The sequence below is a fragment of the Teichococcus rhizosphaerae genome (assembly GCF_002631185.1).
GTDB lineage: Bacteria > Pseudomonadota > Alphaproteobacteria > Acetobacterales > Acetobacteraceae > Pseudoroseomonas > Pseudoroseomonas rhizosphaerae.
In genome coordinates this window covers 45,409-61,472 of record NZ_PDNU01000027.1, presented here as the reverse complement: position 1 = coordinate 61,472, position 16,064 = coordinate 45,409, and the positions used below count along the sequence as shown (strand labels likewise).

General features: G+C 70.9%; 14 protein-coding genes and 2 pseudogenes. 9 read left to right on the top strand and 7 right to left on the bottom strand.

What is annotated here, in order from left to right; all coding sequences use genetic code 11:
- Window positions 1-11 precede the first annotated feature (11 nt).
- The 4 genes from CR162_RS13875 to CR162_RS13860 are packed head-to-tail and all read left to right on the top strand — an operon-like array spanning window position 12 to window position 4,718.
- Entirely contained in the window at window positions 12-1,037 is a 1,026-nt protein-coding gene (locus CR162_RS13875) for a Bug family tripartite tricarboxylate transporter substrate binding protein (RefSeq protein ID WP_099096129.1), read from the top strand.
- Complete coding sequence (locus CR162_RS13870) at window positions 1,034-2,344, top strand: TRAP transporter large permease (protein WP_099096128.1); 1,311 nt, start codon at window positions 1,034-1,036, stop codon at window positions 2,342-2,344. Before CR162_RS13875 ends, CR162_RS13870 begins: the two co-directional genes overlap by 4 nt.
- A 50-nt stretch (window positions 2,345-2,394) precedes the next feature.
- Complete coding sequence (locus tag CR162_RS13865) at window positions 2,395-3,522, top strand: C4-dicarboxylate TRAP transporter substrate-binding protein (protein ID WP_099096127.1); 1,128 nt, start codon at window positions 2,395-2,397, stop codon at window positions 3,520-3,522.
- A gap of 14 nt (window positions 3,523-3,536) precedes the next feature.
- A complete protein-coding gene (locus CR162_RS13860; protein ID WP_099096126.1) occupies window positions 3,537-4,718 on the top strand; it encodes a CaiB/BaiF CoA transferase family protein in 1,182 nt (393 codons plus the stop codon).
- Between the two features lie 139 nt (window positions 4,719-4,857).
- On the opposite strand, the gene CR162_RS13855 is transcribed toward CR162_RS13860, so the two are convergent.
- From CR162_RS13855 to CR162_RS23245, 7 genes are all read right to left on the bottom strand, one after another.
- Entirely contained in the window at window positions 4,858-5,781 is a 924-nt protein-coding gene (locus CR162_RS13855) for an electron transfer flavoprotein subunit alpha/FixB family protein (RefSeq protein WP_099096125.1), read from the bottom strand.
- A gap of 2 nt (window positions 5,782-5,783) precedes the next feature.
- Window positions 5,784-6,533, bottom strand: a complete 750-nt coding sequence (locus CR162_RS13850) for an electron transfer flavoprotein subunit beta/FixA family protein (protein ID WP_099096124.1) — start codon at window positions 6,531-6,533, stop codon at window positions 5,784-5,786.
- Between the two features lie 46 nt (window positions 6,534-6,579).
- Window positions 6,580-7,746 carry an acyl-CoA dehydrogenase family protein gene (locus CR162_RS13845; protein WP_099096123.1) on the bottom strand — a complete coding sequence of 389 codons (1,167 nt, stop codon included), beginning with the start codon at window positions 7,744-7,746 and terminating at the stop codon, window positions 6,580-6,582.
- Window positions 7,747-7,884: 138 nt separating this feature from the next.
- Window positions 7,885-9,507, bottom strand: coding sequence for a DHA2 family efflux MFS transporter permease subunit (locus CR162_RS13840; protein WP_245870364.1), 1,623 nt, complete (start codon window positions 9,505-9,507; stop codon window positions 7,885-7,887).
- Entirely contained in the window at window positions 9,500-10,576 is a 1,077-nt protein-coding gene (locus CR162_RS13835; protein WP_218014898.1) for an HlyD family secretion protein, read from the bottom strand. Before CR162_RS13835 ends, CR162_RS13840 begins: the two co-directional genes overlap by 8 nt.
- Before the next feature lie 46 nt (window positions 10,577-10,622).
- Entirely contained in the window at window positions 10,623-11,105 is a 483-nt protein-coding gene (locus CR162_RS13830) for a MarR family transcriptional regulator (protein WP_245870362.1), read from the bottom strand.
- 188 nt (window positions 11,106-11,293) lie between these two features.
- The gene (locus tag CR162_RS23245) at window positions 11,294-11,494 is read right to left on the bottom strand and encodes a hypothetical protein (protein WP_141563158.1); all 201 of its coding nucleotides are present in this window, start codon (window positions 11,492-11,494) and stop codon (window positions 11,294-11,296) included.
- Between CR162_RS23245 and CR162_RS23240 the strand changes: the two are divergent.
- From CR162_RS23240 to CR162_RS13805, 5 genes and pseudogenes are all read left to right on the top strand, one after another.
- Window positions 11,468-11,806, top strand: a pseudogene (locus CR162_RS23240) (Bug family tripartite tricarboxylate transporter substrate binding protein); the annotation flags it as partial. The gene CR162_RS23245 and the pseudogene CR162_RS23240 sit on opposite strands and share 27 nt — an antisense overlap.
- 73 nt (window positions 11,807-11,879) lie before the next feature.
- Window positions 11,880-12,368: pseudogene (locus CR162_RS22850) on the top strand (tripartite tricarboxylate transporter substrate-binding protein); the annotation flags it as partial.
- A 34-nt stretch (window positions 12,369-12,402) separates the two neighbouring features.
- Entirely contained in the window at window positions 12,403-14,043 is a 1,641-nt protein-coding gene (locus CR162_RS13815) for a flavin-containing monooxygenase (RefSeq protein ID WP_218014897.1), read from the top strand.
- Window positions 14,044-14,118: 75 nt separating this feature from the next.
- Window positions 14,119-15,084 carry a type I pantothenate kinase gene (gene coaA, locus CR162_RS13810; RefSeq protein WP_367604121.1) on the top strand — a complete coding sequence of 322 codons (966 nt, stop codon included), beginning with the start codon at window positions 14,119-14,121 and terminating at the stop codon, window positions 15,082-15,084.
- A gap of 84 nt (window positions 15,085-15,168) precedes the next feature.
- On the top strand, window positions 15,169-15,978 hold the full coding sequence (locus CR162_RS13805) for an NUDIX hydrolase (protein ID WP_099096118.1): 810 nt from the start codon (window positions 15,169-15,171) through the stop codon (window positions 15,976-15,978).
- Window positions 15,979-16,064: the final 86 nt, after the last annotated feature.

Below are 16,064 nucleotides of genomic sequence, written 5' to 3'. Positions count from 1 at the left end.
GGAGAGAGGCGATGAGCGGCATCCGCAGGCGGACATTGATGGCGGCAGCACTCGGCGCGCCGGCGGCAGCGCGCGCGCAGGAGGCGGCCTGGCCGGCGCGGCCGGTCACGCTGGTCACCGGCTATCCGGCCGGGGCGCTGACCGACACGGCGACGCGCGCGGCGGCCGAGCGGATCGCGCGCGAGCTCGGCCAGCCGGTGGTGGTGGAAAACCGCACCGGCGCGGCGGCCGCCATCGCCGCCGCCCATGTCGTGCGCGCGCGCGCCGACGGCTACACGCTGCTGATGGGCGCGGCGAGCCTCGCCATCGCGCCGGCGCTGCAGCCGCAGCTGGTGCCGCAGGACCCGCTGCGCGAACTGGCGCCGATCGCGCATTTCTACGACACGCCGTTCATCCTGGTGCTCCACCCCGACGTGCCGGCGGCCGACTTCGCCGGTTTCCTCGACCTCGCGCGGCGCACGCCGGGCGGGCTGACCTTCGGCAGCTCGGGCATCGGCGCGGTGAACCACCTGATGATCGAGATGATCCACCGCGCCTCCGGCGCGCCCTTCGTGCATGTGCCCTATCGCGGCGCGGCGCCGGCGCTGGTGGACCTGACGGCCGGGCGGCTGCCCGCCTTCCTCGCCACGGTGTCGGATGCGGCGCCGCTGCTGGCCGACCGCCGCGCGCGCGCCATCGCCGTCACCGCGCGCGAGCGGATCGCGCTGATGCCCGACCTGCCGGCGATGCAGGAGACGCTGCCCGGCGTGCAGGCGAGTTTCTGGCAGGCGCTTTTCGCCCCGGCGGGCACGCCGCAGCCGATCATCGCGCGCCTTGCCGCGGCAATGCGCGCCGCCACCGCCGATCCCGCCTTCCGCGCCCAGTGGGAAGCGCGCGGGCTGGTGATGGGCCAGGGCGGGCCGGAGGAGCTGCGCGCGCTGCTCGCCGCCGACCTCGCGACCTGGGGCGCATTGATCCGCGAAGCCGGGATCAGGGTGGAGTATATGCCGCGGCGCCGCCCGCCTCCCTGCCGCCCCCGGCCCGGAGCCGCCGCATGACCCCGCTGCAGATCGGCTTCGCCGGGCTCGGCGCCGTCTTCGTGCTGATCGCGCTGCGGGTGCCGATCGGCGTCGCCCTCGGCGGCGTGTCGGTCGTCGGCATCGCGGTGCTGCGGAGCCCGCAGGCGGCGCTCGGCGCGCTCGGCGCGCTGCCCTTCGAATTCGCCGCGCATTGGTCGCTCTCGGCGGTGCCGATGTTCCTGCTGATGGGGGCGGTGGCCTACCACACCGGCATGACCGGCAGCCTGTTCCGCGCCGCGCGGCTGTGGCTGGGCTTCCTGCCGGGCGGGCTCGCGGTCGCCACCAACTTCGCCGCCGCGGGCTTCGCAGCCGCCTCGGGATCCTCGATGGCGACGGCGGCGGCGATGGGCCGGCTCGCCATCCCGGAGATGCTGCGCGCGCGCTACGAGCCCGGCCTCGCCACCGCCGTGGTGGCAGCGAGCGGCACCCTCGGCTCGCTCATCCCGCCGAGCATCCTGATGGTGCTCTACGGCATCTTCGCCGAGCAGCCGATCGGCCGGCTGCTGATCGCGGGCATCGTGCCGGGGCTGCTGACGGCGGCGGTCTATGCGGCGATGATCATCCTGCGCTGCTGGCTGAACCCGGCGCTGGCGCCGCGCGCGGAGGAGCCGGCCGGCTGGGCCGAGCGGCTGGCCGCGCTGCGCCAGGTCTGGCCGATCCCGGTGCTGGTGCTGGCGGTGATCGGCAGCCTCTATGGCGGCGTCGCCACGCCGACCGAGGCGGCGGCGGTCGGCGCGCTCGCCGCCTGCGGCATCGCCGCGCTGCAGGGCCGGATGTCGCGCGCGGCGATGGGCGCGGCGGTGATGGAGGCGCTGGAGGGGACCGCCTCGATCTTCTTCATCGCCATCGGCGCGGTGCTGCTGTCGCGCTTCCTGGCGCTGTCGGGGATGCCGGGCTTCCTCGCCGGGCTGATGGGAAGCTGGGCGGTGGATCCGCTGCTGGTGGTGATCGGCGCCTCGCTGATCTACCTGTTTCTCGGCTGCTTCCTCGATCCGCTCGGGCTGATGCTGCTGACGCTGCCGGTGCTGCTGCCGATGTTCCAGGCGCTCAACCTCGACCTGGTGTGGATCGGCGTGCTGGTCATCAAGTATCTCGAGATCGGCCTGCTGACGCCGCCGGTGGGGATGAACGCCTATGTCGTCAGCGGCATCGTCGGCAAGGAGGTGCCGCTGCCGACGATCTTCCGCGGCCTGCTGTGGTTCCTGGCGGCCGAGGCGGTGATCGTGGCGCTGCTGATCGCCTATCCGCAGATTTCGCTCTGGCTGCCGGACCTGATGGGGCGCTGAGGCTGCCGCCCCGCGCGCCACCGGCCATCAACCACAAGGGAGGAACGGAGATGACGAGAAGATCGGGACTGACAAGCCTGCTGGCCGGCGCCGCGCTGGCGCTGGGCAGCCTGCTGCCGGCCGGCGCATCGGCGCAACAGCGGGCGCTGAGCTATTCCAGCTACCTGCCGCCCAGCCACGGCAGCAACCGCGACGGGCTGATCCCGCTGTTCCAGGAGGCGGAGCGCGCGACCGGCGGGTCGCTGCGGATCCAGCTGCACACGGGCGGCTCGCTGGTCGCCGGGCCGGCGACGCTCTCGGCCATCCGCACCGGGCTGGTCGATGGCGGCTTCGTCGTCTCGCTCTACCACCCGAACCAGATCCCGCTGAACACGGCGATGAGCGACCTCGCGCTGCTCGCCGCGGATCCGCTGGCGACGATGGGCGCCATCAACGAGACGGTGCTGCTGAACTGCCCCGACTGCCTGGCCGAGTATCGCCGCAACAACACGGTCTATGTCGGCGCCTACTCGACCACGCCATACCGCCTTATGTGCCGCCAGCCGGTTCGCAGCATGGACGACCTGCGCGGGCTGCGGATGCGCGCGGCCGGCAATGTCTATGGGCGCTGGGCGCAGCGCATGGGCGGCGTCGGCGTCAACATCCCCAATGCCGAGGCTTATGAGGCGATGGAGCGCGGCCAGCTCGACTGCGTCATCGGCTCGGTGGCCTGGCTCGAGACGCTGTCGCTGTGGGACGTGGCGAAGAACGTGGTGGACCTGCCGATGGGGGCGTATTTCGGCGGCGCGCTGATCGCCTTCAACCGCGACAGCTGGAACGGCATCCGCGCCGAGGACCGCGCCGCCTTCCTGCGCCTGGTCCCGCGCGCCCTGGCGCAGGTCGCGGTCGGCTACGTCCGCGACGACGAGACGGTGGAGCGCCGCGCGCGCGAGCGCGGCGTGACGACCTTCCCGCCCGACCCGGCGCTGACCCGGCTGCTCGAGGAATACAACCGCGACGAGGTCCGCAACGCCGTCGCCGTGGCGCGCCAGCGCGGCGCCCGCAATCCGGAGCCGGTGATCGAGGCCTTCCTTGCCAATCTGCGGAAATGGCGTGAGATCGTGCAGCGCACCGGCGTGGACGTGGACCGCTTCGAGCAGGCGCTGCGGACCGAGATCTACGACCGGGCCAGGTTCTGAGAAGGAGGAACGCCATGCCGGCATGGGAGCCGCCCTATCGCGGGCTCAGGGTGCTCGATATCAGCCAGGGGCTCGCGGGGCCGTCCTGCGCCTCGATCCTCGCCCAGCAGGGGGCGGAGGTGATCAAGGTGGAGCCGCCCGCGGGCGACTGGGGCCGCGGCATCGGCTGGGGGCTCGAAGGCAAGTGCGGGCTGTTCATCGCCGGCAACCTCGGCAAGCGGTCCATCGCCATTGACGCGACGCGGCCGAAGGGACGCGAATTGCTGGCGCGCCTCGCCCAGGGCGCCGACGTGGTGGTGGAGAGTTTCCGCCCCGGCGTCGCGGCGCGGCTCGGCCTCGGCTACGCCGACCTCGCCGCGCGCGATCCGCGGCTCGTCTATGTCTCGGTCAATGGCTACGGGCAGGATGGCCCCTATGAGAAGCGGCCCGGATCGGATTCCGTGTTCCAGGCGATGACCGGGCTGATGCGCGTCAACCGCGATGCGAGCGGGACGCCGCGCAAGGTGGGCGTGCTGGTGGCCGACATCTGCACCGGCGTCTATGCGGCGCAGGCGACCGGCGCGGCGCTCTATCGCCGGACCACCACCGGCAAGGGCGGGCATGTGGAGGCGTCGCTGCTCGAAGCCACCACCGCCTTCCAGGCCATGGCGGTGGTCGAGGACGAGATCGCCGGCGGCAAGACGGTGCAGCCCGTGGCGGTGCCGGCGGCGACCTACGCGACCGCCGACGGCTACATCAACGTCACCGCGCTGACCGACCCGATGTTCGCCAAGCTCGCCCAGGCGATCGGGCGGACCGACTGGGCGGGGGATGCGTCCTTCGCCAAGGTCGCCGGCCGGCTCGAACGGCGCGGCGAGATCGATGCCGGGCTCGGCGCGCTGTTCGCCACCGCGCCGACCGCGCATTGGATCGAGCTGCTGAGCCGCCACGACGTGCTGTGCGGCGCGGTGAACAGCTATGCCGAGATGCGCGCCGATCCGCAGGTGCGCCATTCGCGCATCCTGACGGAACTGGACCAGGCGCCCTATGGCCGCATCCTCGTGCCCCGGCTGCCCGGGGTGCCGCCGGAAGCCGCGGCGGCGATCCGGCCCGCGCCAGGCATCGGCGAGCACAGCATCGAGGTGCTGGAAGGACTCGGCGCGACCAGCGCCGAGATCGCCGCGCTGGTCGAGGAAGGCATCGTCCTCGCGGGCTGAACCCTGAAACGGGGGGAGAAGAGAACTTCTCCCCCCGGCCCCCCTCAACCTTCTTTGTCATTTGGGGACCGGCGGCGGCGGCCGGTGCCAATGGTCAAGGAAGGGAGAGGGTTCGGGGGAGGTTCTCCTCCCCCGACCTTCACTTCGCCAGTTCGGCTTCCAGTTCCGGCACTGCCTTGAACAGGTCCGCCATCAGCCCGTAGTCGGCCACCTGGAAGATCGGCGCTTCCTCGTCCTTGTTGATGGCGACGATGACCTTGCTGTCCTTCATCCCCGCCAAGTGCTGGATGGCGCCCGAGATGCCCACCGCGATGTAGAGTTCCGGCGCCACGATCTTGCCGGTCTGGCCGACCTGCATGTCGTTCGCCGCGTAGCCCGCATCCACCGCCGCGCGCGAGGCGCCGACCGCGGCGCCCAGCCGGTCCGCCACCTTCTCGATGATGGCGAAGTTCTCCGCCGAGCCCATCGCCCGCCCGCCCGAGATGACGATCCGTGCCGCCGTCAGTTCCGGCCGCTCGGACTTCACGATCTCGGCGCCCACGAAGGATGACAGGCCGGGGTCGGCGGCGGCCGGGGCGGCTTCCACCGTCGCGTTGCCGCCTTCGGCCGGGACCGGGTCGAAGGAGGTGGCGCGCACCGTCAGCACCTTCTTCGCATCCGCCGACTTCACGGTGGCCAGCGCGTTGCCCGCGTAGATCGGGCGGATGAAGGTGTCGGCATCGACCACGCCGCAGACATCGGACAGCACCTGCACGTCGAGCAGCGCCGCGGCGCGCGGCATCACGTTCCTGCCCGCGGCCGAGGCCGGGGCCAGCAGGTGCGAATAGCCCGGCGCCAGCGCCACCAGCTGCGCCGCCAGCGGCTCGGCCAGCGCCGGCGCCTCGGACCCGGTCAGCACCTTCGCCACCCCCGGCAGCCTTGCCGCGGCGGCCGCGGCCGCGCCGGCCCCTTCGCCGGCCACCAGCACATGCACCTCACCGAGTTTCCGCGCCGCGGCCACCGTGCTGCGGGTGGGCTGGGTCAGCGCGCCGTCCTTGTGGTCGGCGAGAACAAGCACGGCCATGGTCAGATCACCTTCGCTTCGTTGCGCAGCTTCTCGACGAGTTCCTGCACCGAGCCCACCTTCTTGCCGGCCTGGCGCTTCGCCGGCTCCTCGACCTTCAGCACGCTCAGCCGCGGCGTCACATCAACGCCGAGATCGGCCGGCTTCACCGTCTCGATCGGCTTCTTGCGCGCCTTCATGATGTTGGGCAGCGAGGCGTAGCGCGGCTCGTTCAGCCGCAGGTCGGCGGTCACGATCGCCGGCAGCTTCACCGACACCGTCTCCAGCCCGCCATCGACCTCGCGGGTAACCCTGATGGCGTCGCCCTCCTTCTCGACCCTGGAGGCGAAGGTGCCCTGGCCCCAGCCGAGCAGCGCCGCCAGCATCTGCCCCGTCGCGCTCATGTCGTCGTCGATCGCCTGCTTGCCCAGGATGACCAGCGCCGGGCCTTCCCTGCCGACGATCGCCTTCAGCAGCTTGGCCACCGCCAGCGGCTCCAGCACGCCGTCATGCTCGACCAGGATGCCGCGATCGGCACCCATGGCCAGCGCCGTGCGGAGCTGCTCCTGCGCCGCGTTCGGGCCGCAGGACACCGCGACGATCTCCTCCGCCACGCCCTTCTCCTTCAGGCGCACGGCTTCCTCGACCGCGATCTCATCAAACGGGTTCATCGACATCTTGACGTTCGCCGTCTCGACGCCCGACCCATCCGCCTTGACGCGGACCTTCACATTGTAATCGACCACCCGCTTGACGGGGACGAGAACCTTCATCGGCATCTTCCTGGTTTGCTCAAGGGACCGCCCTGCGGCGGCGCGTTCAGTAGGATTTCGGCAGCCCGAGCACGCGCTCGGCGACGAAGCTGAGGATGAGCTGCGGGCTGATCGGAGCGATGCGCGGGATCATGCTTTCGCGCAGGTAGCGCTCGACGTGATATTCCTTCGCGTAGCCGAAGCCGCCATGCGTCATCACCGCCTGCTGGCATGCCTTGAAGCCGGCCTCGGCGGCGAGGTATTTCGCCGCGTTCGCCTGCGCCCCGCATTCGAGCCCGCTGTCGTAGCGCCAGGCGGCGTTCATCGTCATCAGCCGCGCCGCCTCGAGTTCCATCCAGCATTCGGCGAGCGGATGCTGGATCGCCTGGTTCTGGCCGATCGGGCGCCCGAACACCACGCGCTCCTTGGCATAGGCGGCGGCGCGCGAGACCGCGAGATGACCGAGGCCCACCGCCTCCGCGGCGATCAGGATGCGCTCGGGGTTCATGCCGTGCAGGATGTAGCGGAAGCCCTGCCCTTCTTCGCCTATGCGGTCCTCGACCGGAATCTCGAGTCCGTCGATGAACACCTGGTTGGAATCGACCGCCTTGCGGCCCATCTTCTCGATCTCGCGCACCTCGATGCGGCTGCGGTCGAAGTTGGTGTAGAACAGCGACAGCCCCTCGGTGCGCTTGCGCGCCTGCTCGGCCGGAGTGGTGCGCGCCAGCAGCAGCATCTTCTCGGCGACCTGCGCCGTGCTGATCCACACCTTCTGGCCATGCACGACATAGCGGTCGCCGCGCCGCTCGGCGCGGGTCTTGAGCTGGGTGGTGTCGAGGCCGGTATTGGGCTCGGTCACGGCGAAGCAGGCGCGCTCGCGGCCCTCGATCAGCGGCGGCAGCATCCGCTGCTTCTGCTCCTCGGTGCCGAACACCACCACCGGCTGCAGCCCGAAGATGTTCATGTGGATGGCCGAGGCGCCGCTCATGCCCGCGCCGGATTGCGCGATGGTCTGCATCATCAGCGCCGCCTCGGTGATGCCGAGGCCGGCGCCGCCCACATCCTCGGGCATGCAGACGCCGAGCCAGCCGCCCTTCGCGAGCGCCTGGTGCAGCTCGGTCGGGAACCCGCCCTGGCGGTCGCGCATCAGCCAGTATTCGTCGCCGAAATCGGCGCAGATGCGCCCGATGGCCTCCTGCAGCGCCTCGTGCTGCGGCGTCAGAGCGAAATCCACGACGTTATCCCCCTTCATTCCTCAATCGCCATCCGCGGCTATCGGGTCGGACCGGCATCCGTCAAGTCGCCATCCCAGGCTGGCATGGCCCTGCCATTCGCGGAAGCACCTCCGCGAAACCCGATGGCGCGGCGGCGTTCAGCCTGCCCGGCGGGAGCGCAGGCGCATCAGCCAGGCGGGCGGGATGGCGACGACGAAGGCGATGGCGACCAGCAGGAAGCCGTCGCGGTAGCCCATCATCATCGCCTGCGCGGCCAGCATGCGACCGAGATAATCCAGCGCGTAGCCAAGCCGCTGTCCCTCGGCCAGGCCGATGCTCTCCGCTCCGAAGCCCGGGGCGACGCCGCCTTCGGCAATGCCCCCCTCGGCCAGGAGATAGGAAAGAAGTTGCCGCAGCATGTCTACTGTGGCCGGATTGGCGGTGTCCTGGGAGGCGGCGAAGGCATGGGCGTAGAGCTGGCCGCGCCGCTCGCTCATCACGGCGAGCAGGTTGGTCCCGATCGCCCCGCCGAGCTGACGGACGAAGTTGAGCGCCCCCGAACCCTGGCCCAGCAGGTGCGGCGGCAGCGCACGCAGCGCCCCCGCGTTCAGGCTCGGCATGATGAGGGAAAGCCCTATGCGCCCCAGCGCGATCCATATCGCCAGCGACCAGAAGGAGGTATTGGTGTCGAGCCCGGCCATGAGCAGCGAGGACCAGGCGAACAGCAGCAGCCCGGCGGTGATCATCACGTCGGCCGGCAGCTTGTCCGTCAGCCGCCCGGCGATGGGAAAGGCGATGGTCAGGATGAGCCCGGCGGGCATCAGCACCAGCCCCGAGCGCGTCGCGGTATAGCCCTGGATGGTCTGCACGAAGATCGGCACCAGGTAGGTCGAGCCGAAGATGCCGGCGCCGAACACGATGGCGACGATGGAGGCGCCGGAGAAGCTGGGGAAGCGGAACAGCGCGAGGTTCAGCATCGGCGCGGCGGTCCAGCTCTCCCACGCCAGGAAGGCGAGGCCCGAGACCGCGGCGAGGGTGAAGTCGGCCAGCACCATGTGCGACAGCCAGCCATGACGCTGGCCGTTGGACAGCCCGTTGAGCAGCACGAAGAGGAACACCGACAGCAGCGCGAAGCCGATCCAGTCGAAGGGCTTGCGCGGGCCGCTGGACGCGCGCCCGGGCATGAACAGCGCCGAGAGGAACAGCCCGATGACGCAGGACGGCAGCACCAGGAAGAACACGAATCGCCAGTCGAAGTTGTCCACCATCAGCCCGCCGATGGTCGGCCCGAGCGCGGGCGCCAGCACCACCCCGATGCCATAGATGCCCATGGCCGAGCCGCGCCGCTCGGGCGGGAAGACCTGGAAGATGGTCACCATCGCCAGCGGCTGCAGCACCCCCGCCGCGCCGCCCTGTAGCACGCGGGCGAGGATCAGGACCGGCTCGCTGGGCGCGAGGCCGCCCATCGCCGAGGCGACGATGAACACGGCGATGGTGCCGGAGAAGGTGGCGCGCTGGCCGAAACTGTCCACCAGCCAGGCATTGATGAGCATGGTGCCGGTCATCGCGGCGAGGAAGCCGGTGGAGATCAGCTGGGCCTTGTCCTGGCCCATGCCGAATGTCCCCATGATGTCCGGCAGGGCGACATTGACGATGGTCGAGCTGAGCACGGTGCTGATGGTGCCCATCATCGCCGTGATCGTGACATACCACCGGTAGTTGGCCCCCCAGCGCTTCATGAGCGCGGGGAGCGAGCCGGGTGCCGGCGCCTGGTCAGTCACGGATGGATGCCTCGACCTCCACCATCATGCCCGGGCGCAGCCGCCCTTCCTGCTGCGGCACGCGGATCCGCACCGGCAGGCGCTGGGAGATCTTGGTGAAGTTGCCGCTCGGGTTCGGATTGGGCAGCAGCGCGAATTCGCTGGTCGCGGCCTGGCCGATGCGATCGACCGTGCCGTCGAGGACCTGGCCGGGATAGGCATCCACCGTGACCCGCACCCGCCCGCTGGGGCGGAAATAGCGGATGTCGGTTTCCTTGACGTTGGCATCCACGCGCACCGCGTCGGGATCGTGCACCATCAGCAGGCGCTGGCCCGGCGTGACGTATTCGCCCGGATCGACGAAGACGCGGTCCACCCGGCCGTTGAACGGCATGACGATGCGCCGGTCGGCGAGGTCGAGCGCGGCGCGCTCGCGCTGCGCCGTCAGGCTCGCCTCCTCGGCCGACAGGGTGTCGAGCTGCCGTCGCAGCACGTTGAGCTGCTCGCGCGCCGCGATGACCTCGGCGAGCGTGGCACGCGCATTGGTCAGGTCCGCGCGGCGGGCGAGCACCGCCTGCCGCCCGGAATCGAGGGCGGCGCGGCTCTGGTCGAAGCGGGCCCTGGTGCCGGCGCCGGTGGCCACGAGTTCCTGCGCGCGCGCGAAATCCGCCTGGGCGAGCTCGAACTGCGCCTCCGCCCCGGCGAGCGCCGCCTCGGCCGCCTCGATCCGGGCGCGCTGGGCCTCCTCCTGGCTGGCGGTCTGGTGGTCGATCATCACGATGCGCGCCTCGGTCTCGGCGCGGCGGGCGGCCACGCCGGCGAGCTGCGCCTCGACGTTGCGCAGGTCGAGCGAGGCGATGCGCTCGTCGATGGCGATGATCACCGTTCCCCGGGTGACGGAGTCGCCTTCGGCGACGTTGACCTCCGTCACCCAGCCCGGCATGCGGCTGCTCAGCACGACCATGTCGGCGGCGATGCGCGCATCATCGACATGGATATGGGTGAACTGCTTCATCAGCCACGAACCGGCGGCGACCAGCAGGGCCCCGCCGACCACCACCGCGACCGCCCGCCCCACGATCCGCCGCATCACCCGCATCCGCGCAGGCCGGCCGGCCGTCTCCGCCGGGATGCCGCTAGGCTGCCCTATGTCCATTCTCGCAATCCGTCCTTGCCGGCGCGGCGGCGAGATTGGCCGCCACGCGATCGAACACCGCGAGGCAGAGATCGAGCTCCGCCGCGGAGATGCCACTCAGCAGTTCCGACCGCACCGCGGCCGCCGTGTCCTCGATCACCCGCAGCACCGGGATCGCCTTGCCCGTCAAATGGACGGTCTTGGCGCGCCGGTCCTGCGCGTCGCCCACCCGGACGACCATGCCTTCGCGCTCCAGCCGGTCGAGGGTGCGGACCAGCGTCGGCGCGCCCACGCCGACGCGGGCGGCGAGGTCCTTCTGTGTGAGGCCGTCACCACCGCGCGCGAGGTGCAGCAGGGTCACCCAGCGGGCATCCGTCAGCCCGAACTCGCTCAGCCGGCGGTCCAGGCGCGCGCGCCAATGGCGGGCGATCTGTCCGAGCAGCACGCCGAAGCGTTCCTGACCACCGAGCAGGGTTGCATTCACTCTCATCGCAGGCGACTAATTAGCCGGGCAATTAATCTCCTGCAACCGAAAAAGCGGCGATGCGCGGTCCTCGCGGCGGTCCGCCGCCCGAGGCGGCATCCGCCGATGCGTCGCCCGATGGCGAGCTCGTGGACCGCTGGAGAGGTGATTGACGATTGCCGCGCCGGCTGCGCAGACTGAACGCCTGTTCAGCGGGCTGCCACCCGCTGGACAAAGACGCTGGAAAAGCAAACTGAAATAAAAAGTTGAGTGGGGGAAACCATGGAACGACCGAAGGGTGCGGCCTTGCCGCGCCGGCAGGCGCTGATCGGCGGCGCGGCGCTGCTGTCGCCGGCATTGGCCGGCCCGGCCCGGGCCCAGGAATGGCCAATCCGGCCGATCCGCTTCATCGTGCCTTTCCCCGCCGGCGGCTCGACCGACGTGCTCGGGCGCTGCTGGCCGAAATGCTGCGCGACGGGCTCGGCCAGCCGGTGGTGGTCGAGAACCGCGCCGGCGCCGGCGGCAATATCGGCGTGGACGCCATCGCCAAGGCGGCGCCCGACGGCTACACGATGGGCGTCTCGGCGGGCGGGGCGCTGGCCATCAATATCTCGCTGTTCCGCCGCATGCCCTACGATCCGCGTCGCGACCATGAGCCGATCGCCCAGGTCGCACGCACGGCGAACATCCTGGTGGTGAGCGCGCAATCGCCGATCCGCACCCTGCCGGAACTGATCGCCGCGGCGCGGGCGCGGCCGGGCGAGTCGTCCTACGCCACCCCCCGGGGTCGGCTCGTCGAGCCACCTGGCGGGCGAGCTGCTGCGCGTGCGCGCCGGGATCGACATCTTCGCCGTCCATTACGCCGGCAATGCGCCGTCGAACACCGCGATGATGCGCGGCGACGTCGCCTTCACCTTCGAGACCATGACGACCGGCCTCGCCGCGATCCGCGCCGGGCAGTTCCGGGCCCTGGCGGTGACCAGGGCGGCGCGGGCGGCGGCGCTGCCCGACGTGCCGACCATGGCCGAGGCCGGCGTGCCGGACAGCGTCACCGACGTGTTCTTCGCCGTGATCGGCCCGGCCGGGATGCCCCGCGCCGCGGTCGAGCGCAGCTCGGCCGCGCTGCAGCGCGGACTTCGCGCGCCGGGCGTCGAGGAACGCTTCCGCGACACGCTCGGGCTCGAGATCGCCTTCACCTCGCCCGAGGAGACGCGCCGGATCATCGCCTCCGAGATCGACCGCTGGGCCGAGATCGTCCGCATATCCGGCGCCCGCGCGGACTGACCGGCGGGCCGCCAATCGCCAAGGACCAATACCGATGACCACCATGACCGAGACGCGCGCCGCGCCCTCCGGCGCCCCTGGCACCACCTTCGACGCCATCGTGATCGGCGCCGGCATGTCGGGCCTCTACCAGCTGATCCGCCTGCGCGAGCTCGGCCTCAGCGCGCCCGTCTTCGAGGCCGGCACCGGCGTCGGCGGCACCTGGTACTGGAACCGCTACCCCGGCTGTCGCTTCGATTCCGAGAGCTATTCCTACGGCTATTCCTTCGACAAGGACCTGCTGCAGGAATGGAGCTGGAGCGAGCATTTCGCCCCGCAGCCGGAGACCGAGCGCTACCTCAACCGTGTCGCCGACAAATACGACCTGCGCCGCGACATCCAGTTCAATGCCCGGGTCAAGGCGGCCGAATGGGACGAGGCCAGCCGCAGCTGGACCGTCACGCTCGAGGATGGCAGCCGCCACCGCGCGCGCTTCCTGATCACCGCGATCGGCGCGCTGTCGGCGCCGACCATGCCGAACTTCCCCGGCATCGGCGACTTCCGCGGCCAGTCCTTCCACACCGGCCTGTGGCCCAAGGAGCCGGTGGATTTCGCCGGCAAGCGCGTCGCCGTCATCGGCACCGGCGCCTCGGGCGTGCAGACCATCCAGGAGGTCGCCAAGACGGCGCGGGAACTGGTGGTGTTCCAGCGCACGCCGAACTGGTGCGCCCCGCTCGGCAACGGCAGGATCACGCCCGAGGAGATGGAGCAGATCCGCGCCCGCTACGACGAGATCTTCCGGCGCTGCGAGGAGACCTTCTCCTGCTTCCTGCACACGCCGATGGACAAGGGCGCCTTCGAGGTGTCCGAGGAGGAGCGCAACGCGATCCTCGAGAAGCTCTACAATGAGCGCGGCTTCGGCATCTGGGTCGGCAACTTCAAGGACATGCTGACCAGCCGCGAGGCCAACCGGGTCATCTCGGACTTCGTCGCCAACAAGATCCGCCAGCGGGTGAAGGACCAGCAGGTCGCCGAGAAGCTGATCCCGAAGAATCATGGTTTCGGCACCCGCCGCGTGCCGCTCGAGACGAAATACTACGAGGTCTACAACCAGCCCAACGTGACGCTGGTGGACACCCGCGAGACTCCGATCGAGCGCATCACCGCGACCGGCATCCGCACCAGCGAGCGGGACTACGAGTTCGACATCATCGTCTATGCCACCGGCTTCGATGCCCTGCGCGGCGCCTTCGACCGCATCGAGTTCCGCGGCAAGGACGGCGTGGCGCTGAAGGAGATGTGGAAGGACGGTGCGACATCGCTGGTCGGCATGCTGCAGGACGGCTTCCCGAACATGTTCATGCTGCTCGGCCCGCACGCCGCGCTCGGCAACATCCCGCGCTCGATTGAGTTCAACGTGGACTGGGTGACGCGCCTGCTGCGCCACATGCAGGCCAATGGCCTGACCCGTGCCGAGGCGACGCCCGAGGCGATGGCAAAGTGGATGGACCATGTGATGGAGGTCGCCCAGGGGCTGCTCTCCATGGAGGTCGATTCCTGGATGACCGGCGTCAACGTCAATGTCGAGGGCCGGCAGGTGCGCCGAGTCGCGCGCTACACCGGCAGCGCGCCGGCCTATCGCGCATGGGCCGAGGACATCGCCGCGCGCGGCTATGCCGGCCTGGCGCTGAGCTGAGGCCGGGCCCGCCATGGACCGCGCTGCCTTTCCGGTGGTTCCCTCGCCTCCCCGCACCGCGGAGCATGGCGGCTGATGCCGCGGCTGGTCATGCTCGCCTCGGCGCGCGGCGCGTCCTGCGCGAACCCCCGCCCGCAGGAATGGGAACATTTCACGCGGCGCGACTGGGCCGCGCTCGCAGCCGGCACGCCGCCCGCCCTGACGCAAGCCGAGTACGCCGCGCTGTGCGGCTTGAGCGAGCCGGTCTCCTTCGCCGAGGTGACCGAGACGCTGACCCCGCTCGCTTCCCTCATCAACCTCGAGGTGGCGGCGGCGCGGCGGCTGGCGGCGGACAAGGCCGCCTTCCTCGGCCGCGCGGCGGAACGCCGGCCGTTCATCGTCGCCATCGCCGGCAGCGTCGCCGTGGGCAAGAGCACGCTGGCGCGCACGCTGCGCTTCCTGCTGGCGCGCTGGCCCGACCATCCGCGGGTGGATCTGGTGACCACCGACGGCTTCCTGCATCCGAACCGGGTGCTGGAACAGCGCGGGCTGATGCACCGCAAGGGCTTTCCCGAAAGCTACGACCAGCGCCGGATGATCCGCTTCCTCGCCGATGCGAAGTCGGGGCTCGAGGTGCAGGCGCCGGTCTATTCGCACCTCGCCTACGACATCGTGCCCGGCGAGCACCAGGCGGTGCGCCGGCCCGATATCCTGATCTTCGAGGGGCTGAACGTGCTGCAGACCACCGCCGCCGCGGTCGTCGCCTCGGACTTCTTCGACTTCTCGATCTACGTCGATGCCGAGACGGCCGACATCGAGGCCTGGTACCTTGAGCGCTTCCTGCTGCTTCAGCGCACCGCCTTCCGCGACCCGGCCTCCTATTTCCACCGCTACCGCGACCTGCCGCGCGCGGAGGCGGAGACGATGGCGCGCGACATCTGGCGGCGCGTCAACCTCGTCAACCTCCGCCGCAATGTCGCGCCGACGCGCGAGCGCGCGCGCCTCGTGCTGTCCAAGCGCAGCGACCATGCCGTGGGGGAGGTGCTGCTGCGCCGCCACTGACCACGCCTCCCCGCGCCGCGATGGCGCCCCACGCCGCCTGTGCAGCCGGCCCCTGCCTGCACGCCGCCCGAGGCTCCCCTGCCCATGTCCGTCAGCCCCGCTTCCCCGGTTTCCGCCCGCGCCGCCGCCACCGTGCTGCTGTTGCGCGACCGCCCGCAGGGCATGGAGGTGTTCATGGTGGTCCGCCACCATGAGATCGACTTCGCCTCGGGCGCGCTGGTGTTTCCCGGCGGCCGCGTCGATCCGGACGATGCCGCGATCGCCGAGGCCCTCGGCGGTGCTTCGCACGCCACGCCCATCCATGTCGCGGCGGTGCGCGAGACCTTCGAGGAATGCGGCGTGCTGCTGGCCCGGCGGCGCGGCGAGCAGGGGCTGGTCGGCGCCGAGGTGGTGCAGCGGCTGGAGGCGCCGCGCGCCGCGCTGTGCCGGCGCGAGGCCGCCTTCGCCGATATCCTCGCCGCCGAGGACCTGGTGCCGGCGACCGACCTGCTGGTGCATTTCGCGCATTGGATCACGCCGCGCACCCAGCCCAAGCGCTTCGACACGCATTTCTTCCTAACCGTCGCGCCGGAGGACCATCTCGCCCTGCATGACGGCGGGGAGGCGGTCGATTCCGTCTGGATCCGGCCGGCCGACGCGCTGGACGATGCCGCCAACGGGCGCCGCAAGATGATATTCCCGACCCGCCTCAACCTGATGAAGCTGGCGCGCGAGACCACCGCCGAAGCCTCGATCGGCGCCGCGCGCAGCGCGCCCGTCATCACCGTCGAGCCGGAATTCGTGCGCGCCGTCCCCGGCGGGCGCGAACTCCGCATCCCGCTCGCCGCCGGCTATGGCGGCGAGATCTTCCTCGCCCACGACATGCCGGCCTCGGGCGGGGCGCCGCCGCGTTGACCGGCGCGCGGCGATGATCGGACCTTCCATCGAAGGGCGCCCGCCCGCCCAGGTGGGCGGGCGGAAGTGCCGCGGCATGGCGCCCC

What these genes read in the sequence shown, in the direction of transcription:
- CR162_RS13860 (WP_099096126.1), top strand. Translation starts at nt 3,537, where the DNA reads ATGCCGGCATGGGAGCCGCCCTATCGCGGGCTCAGGGTGCTCGATATC.
- CR162_RS13870 (WP_099096128.1), top strand. Translation starts at nt 1,034, where the DNA reads ATGACCCCGCTGCAGATCGGCTTCGCCGGGCTCGGCGCCGTCTTCGTG.
- CR162_RS13875 (WP_099096129.1), top strand. Translation starts at nt 12, where the DNA reads ATGAGCGGCATCCGCAGGCGGACATTGATGGCGGCAGCACTCGGCGCG.
- coaA (WP_367604121.1), top strand. Translation starts at nt 14,119, where the DNA reads ATGCCGCGGCTGGTCATGCTCGCCTCGGCGCGCGGCGCGTCCTGCGCG.
- CR162_RS13850 (WP_099096124.1), bottom strand. Translation starts at nt 6,533, where the DNA reads ATGAAGGTTCTCGTCCCCGTCAAGCGGGTGGTCGATTACAATGTGAAG.
- CR162_RS13815 (WP_218014897.1), top strand. Translation starts at nt 12,403, where the DNA reads ATGACCACCATGACCGAGACGCGCGCCGCGCCCTCCGGCGCCCCTGGC.
- CR162_RS13805 (WP_099096118.1), top strand. Translation starts at nt 15,169, where the DNA reads ATGTCCGTCAGCCCCGCTTCCCCGGTTTCCGCCCGCGCCGCCGCCACC.
- CR162_RS13855 (WP_099096125.1), bottom strand. Translation starts at nt 5,781, where the DNA reads ATGGCCGTGCTTGTTCTCGCCGACCACAAGGACGGCGCGCTGACCCAG.
- CR162_RS13835 (WP_218014898.1), bottom strand. Translation starts at nt 10,576, where the DNA reads ATGCGGCGGATCGTGGGGCGGGCGGTCGCGGTGGTGGTCGGCGGGGCC.
- CR162_RS13865 (WP_099096127.1), top strand. Translation starts at nt 2,395, where the DNA reads ATGACGAGAAGATCGGGACTGACAAGCCTGCTGGCCGGCGCCGCGCTG.
- CR162_RS23245 (WP_141563158.1), bottom strand. Translation starts at nt 11,494, where the DNA reads ATGAAGCGGATCGGCCGGATTGGCCATTCCTGGGCCCGGGCCGGGCCG.